This window comes from Antrihabitans cavernicola, assembly GCF_008297975.1.
Lineage (GTDB): Bacteria > Actinomycetota > Actinomycetes > Mycobacteriales > Mycobacteriaceae > Antrihabitans > Antrihabitans cavernicola.
Genome location: NZ_VLNY01000010.1, coordinates 1 through 14,532, shown reverse-complemented (window position 1 = coordinate 14,532; position 14,532 = coordinate 1). Strand labels below are relative to the sequence as shown.

Below are 14,532 nucleotides of genomic sequence, written 5' to 3'. Positions count from 1 at the left end.
AATGTTCTGAGAGTACCGTCGAAAATCCGGACTTTCCGAGCAAAAGTAACGAAATTTTCTATTTCGAGACGCACCACTGGGTGACCGGCAGGTGGGGTCGCCATGACGTGAAGCGCCCGAGCGGTTCCGCACGATAGATCTGGAACCGTCGCAGCGATCCGCCGTGGCGGCCTGCCCAGTCCAGCAGTACCGAGTCCGACTCGGCTGTCACCGAATTGGCGACCAGCCTGCCACCCGCGGGCAACCTGGACCAGCATTCGTCGAGCAGGCCGGAATCGGTCAGACCGCCACCGACGAATATGGCGTTCGGAGTCTCCGCTTCGCCGAGCGCGGCAGGTGCTGCACCCAACACCCGAACGGTGGGGACCCCCAACGCGCGGGCGTTGGCAAGAATCTGTTCCGATCGGTCGGCCTTGCGCTCGAACGCAATCGCGCGGCACCGTGGATGCGAGCGCGACCATTCGATGGCGATGCTGCCCGACCCGCCGCCGACATCCCACAGCAGTTCACCGGGTGCAGGTGCGAGCGCGGCCACGGACAGCGCACGCATCTCCGACTTGGTCAGTTGGCCATCGCCGCCGTACACGTGATCGGGGAGGCCGGGTCCGCGGGTCAGCCGGATGGCAGTCGGATCCGCAATGCATTCGATGGCGATGATGTTCAAGGCGTCCACGCGATGGTGTGCCCACTCCACTGCGACGGCATCGAGCTGCCGTTCGGACGGTCCACCGAGTTGCTCGAGGACACGCAGGACTGATCGGCCGTATCCGTTGGCACTCAACAGGTGTGCCACCTCGGCGGGTGTCTGGCCGTTGTTGCTCAGCACCAGCAGACGGGCATCGTCCATCAGCGCAGGGAGCAACGTCTCCACCTGCCGGTTCACCAGGCTCACGACCGGTGTCTCCGCGAGCGGCCAGGCCAACCGAGCACATGCCAACGATGCCGACGACGGCTGCGGAATCACGTGGAGTCGCTGCGGCCCCAACAGCTTCGCCAGACTGACGCCGATTCCGTGAAACATCGGGTCGCCGCTCGCCAACACGCACAGCTTGCGATCGGCGTAGCCCTCGAACAGGCCGGCAAGAGCCGGCAGCAGTGGACTCGGCCACGGGACGCGCTCGTGATCACCGGCCGGAACCAGATCCAGCTGCCGGCACGAGCCGAGCAGAACGTCACAGGCTGAGATCGCGTGTCGAGCAACCGAAGTCAAGCCATCCCAGCCGTCGGCGCCGATGCCGACGACTACCACTTTCTCGGTCATCGCGGCATTCGCCGCCAGATCGGCGTTGGAATCAACCGAGTGGCGAAAAACAGCACGCGCAGTCGCTCCGGAACCGCGATTGTCCTGGACCGGCGGGCCAGTCCACGGACAACGGCGTCGGCAACGTGATCGGGCGTGCTCGACATGGGTGCAGGCTTCATGCCTTCGGTCATGCGTCCGATGACGAAACCGGACCGCACCAGCATCAGGTGAACTCCACTGCCGTGCAACGCATCCGTGAGACCACTCGCAAAACCGTCGAGGCCGGCCTTTGCCGAGCCGTAGACGTAGTTGGCGCGCCGGACCCGCACGCCGGCGATGGAGCTGAAGACCACCAGCTGCCCAAACCCCTGTGCACGAAGAAGGTTCGCCAGATGGGTCAACACGCTGACCTGAGCTACGAAGTCGGTATGGACGACCGCAACGGCGTGGGCGGCATCGCGTTCGGCTCGAGCTTGATCACCGAGGATGCCGAACGCCACCACCGCAATTCCGATCGGGCCGTGCTCGCGTGCAACGGTCGACAGAATCTGCCCGTGCCCGTCGACCGCGTCGGCGTCGAACTCGACGGTGTGGACGGCGGTGGCACCAGCCGCGATCAGGCGTTGTCGCTCGTGCTCGAGCTGGTCGCTTCGCCGCGCCGCCAGAATCACCTCGCGCCCGGGTGCGAGCCGATCGGCGATCTCGAGTCCGATTTCGCTTCGGCCACCCAACAGCAGGACCGCGCCCTGCGCCAGTTCGTTCGCACTCCCAGCCACGGCACCAGTGTGCTCGACTACCGTCGAGACATGCCCACCACCCCCGATCGCCTGACCGACCTCGCGCTGGAGTTCGTGCGGGAACGTCACCTCGCGACGCTGACCACGCTGCGACGCGACGGCACGCCCCACGTCGTCGCCGTCGGATTCACCTGGGACGCGGAGAACGGCAAGGCGCGCGTGATCACCAGTGGCGGAACTCAGAAGGCGCTCAATGCCGAGCGCGGCGGATACGCCGCGGTCAGCCAGGTCGACGGCGCCCGGTGGATCACCTTCGAGGGCCCGGCAACGGTGCGCACCGAGCCTGCGGCGGTCGCCGACGCCGAGCAGCGTTACGCCGTCCGCTATCGGCAGCCACGCGTCAATCCGAAGCGCGTGGTCATCGAGATCGACGTGACCAAGGTGCTCGCCAGCTCACGACTGTGAGTCAGAGAACCGTCAATCCGTGCGGCTGATTGTTCATCGACTCACAGCCGTCTGCCGTCACGACGACGATGTCCTCGATCCGCGCGCCCCACTCGCCGGCGAAATAGATCCCGGGTTCGATGCTGAACGCCATGCCGGGTGCCAGCTGGGTGGCATTTCCGAGCGTGATGTACGGCTCTTCGTGGACCGAGAGACCGATGCCGTGGCCGGTGCGATGGATGAATGCTTCGCCGAACCCGGCGTCGGTGATGATGTCGCGGGCGGCGGCATCGACAGAAGCCGCGCTGACACCCGGACGGACCGCCGCGACGGCTGTGGCTTGAGCGCGCTCGAGGACGGCGAAGCGTTCGGCGACCCCTGCCGCGGGCTCGCCGACGGCGTAGGTCCGCGTCGAGTCCGAGTTGTAGCCGGGCTCCACCGGGCCGCCGATATCGACGACCACCACGTCACCGGCTTCGATGGTCCGATCCGACAACTCGTGGTGCGGGTCCGCACCGTGCGCGCCTGCCCCGACGATGACGAACGCCGCTTCGGTATGGCCCTCCGCGACGATCGCTGCCGCGATGTCGGCACCGACCTCCGCCTCGGTGCGTCCCGCCTTCAGCCACTCGCCCATCCGTGCGTGCACCCGGTCGATTGCCTGACCCGCTCGGCGCAGCGCCTCGATCTCGCTGTCGTCCTTGATCATTCGCAACTCCCGCAGGACCGATGTCGCCAGGACCGGCAGGGTGCCGAGCGTGCCGGTGAGCGGGATCAGATGCAGCGCGGGCATCGCGTCCGTCACGGCGGTGCGCGCGGGCGAGGTCAACACGCCTGCAGCGATTCGGTACGGATCGGTGCCGTCGACCCAGTCCAGCACCGACAGACCCAGTTCGTCGACAGCGGAGCCACCCAATCCGGCCAGCTCCATCGTCGGGACAACCACGGAGGGCCTCGTGCCGTCGGCAGGCACCACCAGACATGTCAGGCGTTCGAAGGATTCGGCACGTGAACCCAGCAGATAGCGGAGGTCGGGGCACGGCGTGATCAGCAAACCGTCGAGACCGGCGGCGGCCGTGAGTTCCGCGGCTCGGGTCAGGCGATGCTGGTAGACGGCGGTCGGGAAACGGGAAGTCGCTGCCATGCCCCCAGCCTAGGCGGGTCCGTTCGTTCTTGCGGCGCGCCTTACGCTGTCCCCATGAGCGGACCCCTACTTCTACTCGACGGTGCAAGTCTGTGGTTCCGGGCCTTTCACGGAGTCCCCGATTCGATCAAGGCTGCCGACGGCCGATCGGTGAACGCGACGCGCGGCTTCACCGACATGGTGGCGTCATTGATCACACGGCACTCCCCCAGTCGCTTGGCCGTCTGTCTGGACCTCGATTGGCGCCCCAAGTTTCGGGTCGACGCGATCCCGACGTACAAGACGCATCGACTCGCACCGCAAGGCGCTGCGACCAACACAGAAGAGGTTCCCGATCTGCTGACCCCACAGGTCGGCATGATCATGGACTTGCTGGAAGCGGCCGGAATCGCCACGGCCGGGGCCGAGGGACTGGAAGCCGACGACGTATTGGGCACCTTGGCAACCCAGGAGAAGTCCGACGACGTCGTGGTCGTCAGCGGCGATCGAGATCTGTTGCAGCTGGCAGGCGACGGCGACGTTTCGGTGCGGGTGCTCTATGTGGGCCGCGGCCTGGCGAAGGCCGAATTGTTCGGTCCCGCAGAGGTTGCCGCGAAATACGGCGTTCCGCTCGACAACGCGGGCGATGCATACGCGGACTTGGCGACGCTGCGCGGCGATGCGTCCGACGGCTTGCCGGGCGTAGCCGGTATCGGCGAGAAGACCGCGTCGATGTTGATGTTGCGGTTCGGATCGCTGGCGGGTCTTCGTGCGGCGGTGGCCGACCCGGACAGCGATATGGCGCAGGGTGTTCGGGCGAAGATCGTTGCCGCGAGCGACTATCTGGATGCTGCCGGACCGGTCGTGCGAACCGTGCGCGACGCCGACGTGACGTTCTCTCGTTCGGACGTTCTCCCCAGCGAGCCGGTCGACCCCGAAAGGCTCGACCGGCTCGCCGAGGAATTCAATGCTGCCAGCCCGGTGTCGCGACTGATCGCCGCGATGTCCAAGCGCTGAGCATCAGCAATGGCCAATCGCTGACTAGTTGGGCCGACCGACCTCGTAGGTGCCACTGTCGTCGGTGAACTTCACAGTGACCTTCTTCTCGTCGCCGCCGACCTTCACAGTGCAGTCGAAGGTCGCGTCCTTCTTGACCTCTTGGTCGGCCGGGCAGCTGACGTCCGTGACGTCTTCGGCGCCGTAGGAGTCGGTGAGAACCTTCTGCACCCCCTCCTGGGCGGCGTTCTGGTCGAGGGTGTCCTTGCTGCCGAGGACGAAGAACAGAACGACCGCGATCGCGATCAGCGCGAGGACGCCGGCGCCGATGAAAAGCGGAAGCTTGGACTTCTTCTGCGGCTTGGCCTGAGCGAAGGGGTCAGGCTGCTGCCCCCATTGCTGGTTCGGCTGCTGCGGCGACTGGCCCCATTGCTGATTGGGCTGCTGCGGCGCTTGTCCCCACTGGCCCTGCGGCGGAGCCTGCTGGCCCCACTGCTGCTGCGCCGGAGCCTGCTGCCCCCATTGCTGGTTCGGCTGCTGCGGCGCTTGTCCCCACTGGCCCTGCGGCGGAGCCTGCTGGCCCCACTGCTGCTGCGCCGGAGCCTGCTGCCCCCACTGCTGGTTCGGCTGCTGCGGTGCCTGCCCCCACTGGCCCTGCGGCGACTGCTGTTGCGGCTGCGGTTGTTGTGGCTGGGGAGCCTGATAGGGCGCCTGCGGCTGGCTCGGCTGCGGTGGGTTGTTGAAAACCTTGGTCACGTCGTCCGCGTTGTCCTCGACAGGACCGCTCGGCGTGGCGCCAGCGGAGTCCTTACCGGGGCCCGCCCACTGATCGTCTGGGTTGGTCGGCCCGTACGGTCCGCTCATGTCGTCCCTCCCGCTCGCTTTGTCGTGCAATTCGTGAATACGGTAGCGCCAACTGCGTCACGCGGCGTCGACTGCCACCACACCGTGCCGGATTGCCCGCACGGCTTTTGCTGCAGCATTGCTTACTTGCTGGTCGTCGGCGGTCTTGTGGACCTGGTCCAATAGATCGATCACCTGACGACACCAGCGGACGAAATCGCCCGCCGACAGGGCCCGCCCCTGATCGCCTGCTGCAACCAGCGCCTCGACCAGTGGCTCGTTGCGCGCCCATCTGTAGATCGCATCGACGAATCCGAGATCGGGTTCACGGGTGAGCGGCAGCTTGTGGCGCACCTCGTCGGCGCGAATGTCGCTCCACACGCCGATGGTCTGGGTGATCGCATGTCGAATCGCCCCTGTCGGGCCGGATGCGACCGGATAGGTGCGCTCCTGCCGCGACTCGAAAACGACTGCGGAAACCACAGCGGCCAATTCGGCAGGTCCAAGCCCTTTCCAGAGCCCTTGACGCAGGCATTCGGCAACAAGAAGATCGCTCTCGGAATAGATGCGGCTCAATCGGCGGCCGTCGTCGGTGACGTTGCCGTCGACGATGTAACCGCGTTCCGAGAGCAGCGCCAGAATCCGATCGAAGGTCTTGGTCAGCGAATTGGTGGTCGCCGCGACCTTCTGCCGCATCGAATCAGTTTCGCGAAGCAGTCGGTTGTACCGCTCGCCGACGCGGCTCAACGCCTCGCGATCCGGTGCTCGATGCGACGGATGTGATCGCAACGCGCGGTTGAGCGTCGCGAGTTCTCGATCGTCTGCCGCACGAGACTTGCTGCGCTTCTGCCGACCCGGTACGGAAAACCCGCTGCTGCGCAGTGCCGACGCCAGGTCGCGTCGGGCGCGGGCAGTCCGATGATCGACGTGACGCGGCAGCCGCATGCGCCCCAACGACGCTGCGGGAGAAGGGAAGTCGGCAGCCGAGATGCGGCCCGCCCATTTGTCTTCGGTGAGCACCAGCGGTCGTGGGTCGGCGGAATCGGCGTCCGGCTCGAGTATCACCGCGAGCCCGGCTCGCCTGCCGACCGGAATAGCGATGACGTCGCCTCGGCGCAAGGAGACCAAGCCGGTCACCGCCTCGCCCCGCCGATCTTCGCGACCCTGTCGTTCGAGGAGCCGTTCGCGATTGTCAATGCGTTCTCGCAGTGCCACATATTCGAGGTATTCGCCGTCTGCGCCACCCAATTGGTCGCGCAATTCGGTCAACGCCACGTCGTTGCGATCGATGCCGCGGACAAGGCCCACCACCGATCGGTCGGCCTGAAACTGCGCGAACGATCGGGCAAGAAGGGTGCGCGAGTCTTCGGCGCCCATCCGGTCGATGAGGTTGATCGACATGTTGTAGCCGGGTCGGAACGAACTGCGCAGCGGATACGTGCGCGTCGATGCCAGACCTGCAACCTCGGTGGCGTCCAGATCGGGGTGCCACAGCACGACGGCGTGACCTTCCACGTCGATCCCCCGCCTGCCCGCACGGCCGGTGAGCTGCGTGTATTCGCCCGGTGTCAGTTCGGCGTGGGTTTCACCGTTGTATTTGACCAACCGCTCGAGCACAACGGTGCGCGCGGGCATGTTGATGCCGAGCGCCAGCGTTTCGGTCGCGAACACGGCCCTGACGAGACCTTTGACGAACAGCTCTTCGACCGTGTGTCGAAAGGCGGGCAGCATGCCTGCGTGGTGCGCGGCGAGTCCGCGCTCGAGGGCTTCGCGCCACTCCCAATAGCCGAGGACGTCCAGGTCGGCCTTCGGTAGCTCGCCGGTGTGGCGTTCGATGATCTCGTCGATCTGCTCGACCTGCTCCGGCGACGTCAATTGCAGCCGTGAACGCAGGCACTGATTGAGCGCGGCGTCGCAGCCCGCTCGGCTGAAGATGAAGGTGATGGCGGGCAGCAATGCCTCTTCGTCGAGTTTCGCAAGCACCTCCGGTCGAGGCAGCGGGCGGAAATTGTTTCGCGATCCGCCGCGACCGCGCCCACGACCACGCGGCTCCCACGATCCCGAATTCTCCAGGGACGCGCGCTGTTTCAGATGCCGCACCAGTTCCTGATCGACGACGATGCGGGCTTCGGGGCGTGCCGCCTGCGCCTTGGTGTCGAACAGATCGAACATGCGACGGCCCACCATGATGTGCTGCCACAACGGAATCGGCCGGTTTTCGTCGACCACGATCGTGGTGTCACCGCGAACGGTCTCCATCCACGCACCGAACTCCTCGGCATTGCTGACCGTTGCCGACAGGCTGACCAGTCGCACGTCGTCGGGCAGGTGCAGGATCACTTCCTCCCACACCGCACCGCGGAATCTGTCGGCGAGAAAATGCACCTCGTCCATCACGACGAAGGAGAGACCGCGCAGGGCGGGTGACGACGCGTAGAGCATGTTGCGCAGCACCTCGGTGGTCATCACGACTACCGGCGCGTCGGAGTTGATGCTCTGGTCGCCGGTCAGCAGGCCGACCGACCCCTTGCCGTAGCGGGCGGTGAGATCGGCGAACTTCTGGTTGCTCAGCGCCTTGATGGGCGTCGTGTAGAAGCATTTTCCGCCGAATTCCAATGCCAAGTGGACCGCGAATTCGCCGACCACCGTCTTGCCCGCGCCGGTTGGCGCGCAGACAAGGACGCCGTGCCCTGCCTCGAGCGCCGAGCACGCCTCGATCTGGAAGGGGTCGAGCGGGAAGCTGAGTTGGGCGGAGAATGCCGTCAGCTGCGGCCCTCCCGATGCCGATGCGCTCACGTCAGAGTGTGTCCGAGTAGTCGGAACTCTTGTCGACCGGAACCACCGGCGGGATCGTCGACGCTTCGTCGTCGGACAGCGTCGACCAGTCTGTCGCGGCGTTCTTTCGCGCCTTGCGCTTGTCGTGGACGCGGGCGATCTGCACAGCGAACTCGAACAGCACGGTCAACGCCAGCGCCAACGCCAACATCGAGAACGGGTCCTGCCCAGGTGTGGCGATCGCCGCGAAGACGAACAATCCGAAGATCAGCCCGCGCCGCCAGGCACGCAATCTCTCGTACTTCAGGACGCCGACGAAGTTGAGGGCAACCACGAGCAGGGGTATCTCGAAACTGACGCCGAAGATGATCAGCAGATTGATGATGAAGCCGAAGTATTGAACGCCGCTCAAGGCGGTGATCTGCACGTTGTCGCCGATGGTCATCAGGAAGCGCAAGGCCTTGGCGACGACGATGTAGGCGAGGACCGAACCCGTCACGAACAGAGCCGCACCGGAAACGACGAAGCCGATCGCGTAGCGCCGTTCCTTCGCATAGAGCCCGGGTGTGATGAACGCCCAGGTCTGATAGAGCCAGACCGGGCAGGCCAGCACGATCCCCGCGGTCAGCGCGACCTTGAATCGCAGCATGAACTGCTCGAACGGCCCGGTGGCCAGAAGGCGACAGGCGCCGTCGCGGGTCAGCTCCGCACGTGCGGAATCCGGGAGCGAGCAATAGGGCCCGCGCAGCACATCGCCGAGGCTTTCGATGCCGAAGAAGGTGTGCGAGTACCAGAAAAATCCGATGAGGGTCGTAACAAGTACTGCGGCAACGGAAATCATGAGCCGCGTTCGCAGCTCGTAGAGATGGTCGACGAGCGACATGGTGCCGTCGGGGTTGGTTCGGCGCTTACTGCGTCGCGGGTCGAACGGTATGCGCACCTTGGCTGTCTCCTGTTACCCCACACGCCTACCGGGGTGAGCTCCTCACCCCGGATTCCCGATCAGGACCGCTATGTGACGGCCGTCAGGCCGACTTCGGATCCGCGTGATCAGGGGTGGAGTACTGCTGCGGCGTTGCCGGAGTGGTCGACTGTGGAAGTTCCTGTTGCGGCTCAGGCTTTGCCTTCGCCTTCTCAGGACCTTCCTTCTGCATCTCCTTGACTTCGCTCTTGAAGATGCGCAGCGATTGACCGAGACCGCGAGCGGCATCGGGGAGCTTCTTGGAGCCGAAGAGAATGACGACTACCAGCAGCACGATTGCCCAATGCCAGGGGCTCATGGCGCCCATGTGAAACCTCCAAAATTCAGATACCGTCGATGTTACCGGACCAGGATCAAACCGCGCCGTACGAGGCGAGCGCGGCGCCCGCACGATCGCGTACCGCTGCGACGAGTTCGGCTGGGCCCAAGACCGTGATGCCAGATCCGAAGCCCAGGACCAATCTGGTCATCCAGTCGAGGGTCGCGAAGCGCATGGTGACTTCGATACTGCCGTCGGCGTGAACGGCACGCTGGTCCATCGGGTACTGATCGAGCACCCAGCCGTGCGACCCCTCGACCTTCAACCGCGCCAACGGTAATGCCGGATCATCGCTGAACAGGTCGAGGGCGGAGTCCTGCTCGAGGGCGTCGGCGGGCGGATTCGAGCGTTCGTCTAGCTCGACGGCCTCGTCGATCCGGTCGAAACGGAACAGTCGAACACCTTCGGCCTGCCTGCACCACGCCTGCAGGTAGCTGTGATTGTCGACGAGAACGATGCGAATGGGATCGACAACTCGCTCGGACACCGCATCACGACTGGCCGAGTAGTAGACCAGACGCACTGCCCGAGACCGGGCCAGCGCCGACCGCACCGTCGCGGCCGACGGATCTTCTGAGCGTGGTGCGTTGGTTGCCGTGTCTGTCGCCTTCACGCCGTTGCGAACCGCGGCCGCTCCCGCAGCCGATTCGATCTTCGCCATCGCGCCCTGTGCCGCCGTCGGGTCGACCATGCCAGGCATCTCGAGGATGGACCGCAACGCAACCAGCAGCGCCGTCGCCTCGGTGGAGGTCAGCCGCAGTGGACGGTCGATTCCCGCCGAGAACGTGACCTCGATGCTCTCCTCGGAGAACGACAGGTCGATCAGGTCGCCGGGACCGTAGCCAGGTAGGCCACACATCCACAGCTGGTTGAGGTCGTCCATCAACTGCTTGGTGGTGACGCCGAGCTCGCCTGCTGCTTCTGCCGCGCTGATCCCGGGATTGGCGATGAAGTACGGAACCATGTTCAGCAGCCGTGCGAGTCGGCTGGACAGCCTGACGCTCACCGCGCCACCTCCGAGTCGATATCGGCGGTGACAGCGCGCAATCGGTCGATCACGTCGTTGCGCAGGTCGGGTGGACCGATCACCACCGCGTCGGGACCGTGCCCGGTGATCAGCCGTGCCACCCAATCCCACGACCGGACCGGAATTTCGAGCAGCGTTCCGGATCGTTCGCCGACCTGCTGCGCGCCAGTCTCGCGGCCGAGCCGGCGCAGCTCTTGAGCTCGACCTTGCGCCACCCAGACGGTCGCGGTGCCTGCGATGGCGGCGGTTCCGGTGATGCGATCGACGATGTCGCGAAGGTCGATGTCGTCGGGTTTGCGCACGCTGTTCTCGGCGCCGTACGCGATCACGTCGTCGCCGATCCGCGAGAGCCGAAACGTCCGAACCGCATCACGATCGAGGTCGTGGCCCACCAGGTACCAGCGCCCGGCGTGCGTCACCACACCCCACGGTTCGACGTTGCGCTGGCGGTAGGGCTCGTTCATCGCGCCACGATGATCGAACCGGACGGCCTGACCGGCATCGACTGCGGCGAGGATCTTGCCCAGCGCAGGCTCGGACCCGCGGGTACGGGCTGGAACAGCGGTGACGGCCGCCGCCGAATCCTGATCGACCTGCACACCGGCAGCGCGAAGTTTGACCAGCGCACTCTGGGCGGCCGATGCGAGCTCGGGCGACTCCCACAGCTGTGCGGCGACCGCAGCTGCGGCGGCCTCGGAGCTGGTCAGATCGATTTCCGGCAGCTCGTAGGCATCGCGGTTGATCCGGTAGCCCTCGACGCTCGAAAACCTGGACGACTGTCCCGTTTCCAGCGGTATGCCCAGGTCGCGCAGCTCGTTCTTGTCGCGCTCGAACATTCTGCTGAACGCTTCGTCACTGGTCGAGTCGCCGTAGCCTGCGACGTTCTCACGGATCCGTTCGGCTGTGAGAAATTGCCGAGTCGACAGCAAGGCGATGACGAGATTCATCAACCGTTCGACCTTGGAAATCGCCACGCAGAGGAGCCTAGTGCTACATGGATGCGATCAAGCGTTCGACTCGCTCGTCCACCGAACGGAACGGATCTTTGCACAGCACGGTGCGCTGAGCTTGGTCGTTGAGCTTGAGGTGCACCCAGTCGACGGTGAAGTCGCGGCCCGCATCCTGGGCGGCGGTGATGAAGTCGCCGCGGAGCTTTGCGCGCGTGGTCTGCGGTGGTTTCTCCACGGCTGCGTCCACGGCCTCGTCCTCGGTGACGCGCTTCGCCAATCCCTTGCGCTGCAACAGGTCGAACACTCCGCGACCGCGCTTGATGTCGTGGTATGCCAGGTCCAGTTGCGCGATCTTGGGATCGGAGAGCTCCATAGAGTACCGATCTTGGTAGCGCTGGAACAGTTTCCGCTTGATCACCCAGTCGATTTCGGTGTCCACCTTGGCGAAGTCCTGCGCCTCGACTGCGTCGAGAGTACGGCCCCAGAGGTCGACCACCTGGTCGATCTGCGGATCGCGCTCGCGGGTCTTCAGGTGCTCGACAGCGCGCGCGTAGTACTCGCGCTGGATGTCGAGCGCGCTGGCCTGGCGGCCGCCGGCAAGGCGCACCGGCTTGCGGCCGGTCATGTCGTGGCTCACTTCGCGGATTGCGCGGATCGGGTTGTCCAACGCGAAATCGCGGAACGACACGCCTGCTTCGATCATCTCCAGCACCAGTGCGGCGGTGCCGACCTTGAGCATGGTGGTGGTCTCGGACATGTTGGAGTCGCCGACGATCACATGCAGGCGGCGGTACTTCTCGGCATCGGCGTGCGGCTCATCGCGGGTGTTGATGATCGGACGCGAGCGTGTAGTCGCGGACGACACGCCCTCCCAGATGTGCTCCGCGCGTTGCGAGAGGCAGAAGGTAGCTGCCTTCGGAGTTTGCAGGACTTTGCCTGCGCCGCAGATCAGCTGGCGGGTGACGAGGAACGGCAGAAGTACGTCAGAGATGCGGGAGAACTCCCCTGCGCGGACCACGCAGAAGTTCTCGTGGCAGCCGTACGAGTTGCCTGCCGAGTCGGTGTTGTTCTTGAACAGGTAGATGTCGCCGCCGATGCCCTCTTCGGCCAGCCGCTGTTCCGCGTCGACGAGAAGGTCCTCGAGGACGCGCTCACCAGCGTGGTCGTGGGTGACGAGTTGGACAAGCGAGTCGCACTCTGCGGTGGCGTATTCCGGGTGCGAGCCGACGTCGAGATAGAGGCGCGCGCCGTTGCGGAGGAAGACGTTGGAGCTCCGACCCCAGGACACCACCCTGCGAAAGAGGTATCGCGCAACCTCGTCCGGGCTCAGCCTCCTGTGCCCGTGAAAGGTGCAGGTGACACCGAACTCGGTCTCGATTCCCATGATTCGTCGCTGCACACTTCGACACTACAACCAGCACCCTCACCACGACGGGAGTCGCGAACTCAGAACGGTGGCGGGTCGTCGCATTGATCCGGCGGCGACGGTTCCCATTTGTCCGGTCCGTTGCGGATCTTCGGGATCAGATCGGGATCCGGTGGTGACGCCGTGAGTCCGCCATCCGGAAGGGTGATGTGGCTGGTGTGGTAGCTGCTGGTCCAGATGATGATGGCGCCGGGCAACATTTTCGCCGACCACAGCTTCATTGTTTTCAACTGATGGTGAAATGCGCACAGGCATTGCAGATTCGACGGGATCGTCCACCCACCGGCATGCGGGGCGTGGTGGCGAAACGGAATCACATGATCAACTTGGCACTTCTTCGCCGGCACCCTGCACCCCGGGAATCGGCAATGCCGATCCCGAGCCCGCACGATCGCCACCGTCTCCGCATCCGGTCGGTACTCCAATGCACCCGGTGGTGGTGTGGAATGGCCGCCATGCCCGTCGGGGTGTTCGCCGTTCGCAAGCTGTGGGTCCTTCGCGATCGCCGTAGCGACCAGCTGCGCTACCGCGGTCGGTGACAGTTCCGCCGTCGCCGGATCCGACAGCGCAGGTGTCGACCCGAACTCCGGCAACCACCCCGCCGTGCGCCGCCGACCGCGACCATGGAACACCGAAACACACGCCCGCGGTGGTCTCGGCTCGGCGGGCTCCGGCGCCGATTCCGAATCCGGCGTCTCGGCCGAATCCGGTTGCACCGGTGCAGCGTCGTCGCCGACGAGACCTAGCGAGCGTGCCATCTCGAGGGCCTCGGTCAACATCGCTTGCCAGGTCCCATCGGCCGCTAGCTCGCGGGCCAACGCGGGATCGATCGGACCGTAGCCTTCGAGATACGCGGGGTTCGATAGCAACCCCAGCAGGGTCGCGACATCGATACTGACTTGCACCAACGGGGTCCGTCGTTTTCCTGACACCTTCTCCGCAGCAACACAATCAGCACGACCACACTTACATTGCAACCGGTTCTCACCATGAATCAACGCTTGAAACGCATCCACCAACCGATACTGCCTGTTCCGGCGATCGTGTGTGCAGACAGTGTCGGCCACCTCCGCGATCCGTTGCCACGTTGCTTCACACTCCTCGGGTGAGAGCACCGCCTCGAACACACCCAGATCACCATCACGACGCTTCCGAACCCGCCGACACCGAGTCGCATCGATACGGCGCTGCGCCACCTCGTCAGGGGCGATCCGAATCAGCACGTGCTCGATCGCCGACCCCAACGGCCCCGGCGACAGGCTCCGCGCCGCAGCAACAATCTCCGGTTCCGCCGCGGCCACGGTGGCCGCAGTGAACCCGCCCAACGACCGCGAAATCTTCGCCACCCGCGCATAATCCAACCCGCCCGCCGCGAACACCACCCGCGTCAGCGGCAAACGCAACCGCAGATCGAGGCCGAGCAACGCATAATTCTCGGCCATCGTCTTCGAACACCCGATCCGCACCGCAATCTCCGCCAACGCGTTGTTACCGCAATCGACGATCACATCGCCACCCGCAGCAACATCACGCTCGAACCACACTGAAGTACCCCAGGTTTAGTTCCGATCTTTATAGGAGGATCGAAGCTATGCCCCGTCAGTACCCGCCGGAGGTCCGGCAACGAGCTTTACGTCTGCTCGAGGTGACGCTGCAGGACTCGGAGG

The 14,532-nt window shown here is 65.0% G+C and carries 13 protein-coding genes; 2 read left to right on the top strand and 11 right to left on the bottom strand.

All coding sequences use genetic code 11. The features are described 5' to 3' along the window. Positions 1 to 58 precede the first annotated feature (58 nt). The gene (gene cbiE, locus FOY51_RS18835) at positions 59 to 1,261 is read right to left on the bottom strand and encodes a precorrin-6y C5,15-methyltransferase (decarboxylating) subunit CbiE (protein WP_149431808.1); all 1,203 of its coding nucleotides are present in this window, start codon (positions 1,259 to 1,261) and stop codon (positions 59 to 61) included. Then, positions 1,258 to 2,019 (bottom strand): decaprenylphospho-beta-D-erythro-pentofuranosid-2-ulose 2-reductase, encoded by a 762-nt coding sequence (gene dprE2, locus FOY51_RS18830; protein WP_149431807.1) that lies wholly within the window; start codon positions 2,017 to 2,019, stop codon positions 1,258 to 1,260. The genes cbiE and dprE2 overlap by 4 nt, the downstream gene beginning before the upstream one ends. A gap of 30 nt (positions 2,020 to 2,049) precedes the next feature. On the opposite strand from dprE2, the gene FOY51_RS18825 reads away from it, so the two are divergent. After that, positions 2,050 to 2,445 carry a PPOX class F420-dependent oxidoreductase gene (locus tag FOY51_RS18825; RefSeq protein WP_149431806.1) on the top strand — a complete coding sequence of 132 codons (396 nt, stop codon included), beginning with the start codon at positions 2,050 to 2,052 and terminating at the stop codon, positions 2,443 to 2,445. A gap of 1 nt (position 2,446) precedes the next feature. Here FOY51_RS18825 and FOY51_RS18820 read toward each other — a convergent pair whose 3' ends face one another. After that, entirely contained in the window at positions 2,447 to 3,568 is a 1,122-nt protein-coding gene (locus tag FOY51_RS18820) for a M24 family metallopeptidase (protein ID WP_149431805.1), read from the bottom strand. Positions 3,569 to 3,622: 54 nt separating this feature from the next. Here FOY51_RS18820 and FOY51_RS18815 point away from each other — a divergent pair, with 54 nt between their 5' ends. Then, positions 3,623 to 4,564, top strand: coding sequence for a 5'-3' exonuclease (locus FOY51_RS18815; RefSeq protein ID WP_149431804.1), 942 nt, complete (start codon positions 3,623 to 3,625; stop codon positions 4,562 to 4,564). 24 nt (positions 4,565 to 4,588) lie between these two features. Here FOY51_RS18815 and FOY51_RS18810 read toward each other — a convergent pair whose 3' ends face one another. The 8 genes from FOY51_RS18810 to FOY51_RS18775 all read right to left on the bottom strand — a co-directional run bounded on the left by FOY51_RS18810 (position 4,589) and on the right by FOY51_RS18775 (position 14,409). After that, complete coding sequence (locus FOY51_RS18810) at positions 4,589 to 5,407, bottom strand: DUF4333 domain-containing protein (protein ID WP_149431803.1); 819 nt, start codon at positions 5,405 to 5,407, stop codon at positions 4,589 to 4,591. A 57-nt stretch (positions 5,408 to 5,464) separates the two neighbouring features. After that, a complete protein-coding gene (locus tag FOY51_RS18805) occupies positions 5,465 to 8,182 on the bottom strand; it encodes a DEAD/DEAH box helicase (protein WP_235916490.1) in 2,718 nt (905 codons plus the stop codon). Position 8,183: 1 nt separating this feature from the next. After that, complete coding sequence (gene tatC / locus FOY51_RS18800) at positions 8,184 to 9,101, bottom strand: twin-arginine translocase subunit TatC (RefSeq protein ID WP_149431802.1); 918 nt, start codon at positions 9,099 to 9,101, stop codon at positions 8,184 to 8,186. Between the two features lie 85 nt (positions 9,102 to 9,186). Further along, on the bottom strand, positions 9,187 to 9,450 hold the full coding sequence (tatA, locus tag FOY51_RS18795; RefSeq protein WP_149431801.1) for a Sec-independent protein translocase subunit TatA: 264 nt from the start codon (positions 9,448 to 9,450) through the stop codon (positions 9,187 to 9,189). 46 nt (positions 9,451 to 9,496) lie between these two features. Next, positions 9,497 to 10,468 carry a helix-turn-helix transcriptional regulator gene (locus tag FOY51_RS18790; protein WP_149431800.1) on the bottom strand — a complete coding sequence of 324 codons (972 nt, stop codon included), beginning with the start codon at positions 10,466 to 10,468 and terminating at the stop codon, positions 9,497 to 9,499. Further along, a complete protein-coding gene (locus FOY51_RS18785; protein WP_187776387.1) occupies positions 10,465 to 11,463 on the bottom strand; it encodes a helix-turn-helix transcriptional regulator in 999 nt (332 codons plus the stop codon). Before FOY51_RS18785 ends, FOY51_RS18790 begins: the two co-directional genes overlap by 4 nt. A gap of 16 nt (positions 11,464 to 11,479) precedes the next feature. Beyond that, on the bottom strand, positions 11,480 to 12,838 hold the full coding sequence (pafA, locus tag FOY51_RS18780) for a Pup--protein ligase (protein ID WP_187776386.1): 1,359 nt from the start codon (positions 12,836 to 12,838) through the stop codon (positions 11,480 to 11,482). Between the two features lie 47 nt (positions 12,839 to 12,885). Then, positions 12,886 to 14,409, bottom strand: coding sequence for an HNH endonuclease signature motif containing protein (locus tag FOY51_RS18775; protein WP_149431799.1), 1,524 nt, complete (start codon positions 14,407 to 14,409; stop codon positions 12,886 to 12,888). Between the last annotated feature and the right edge of the window lie 123 nt (positions 14,410 to 14,532).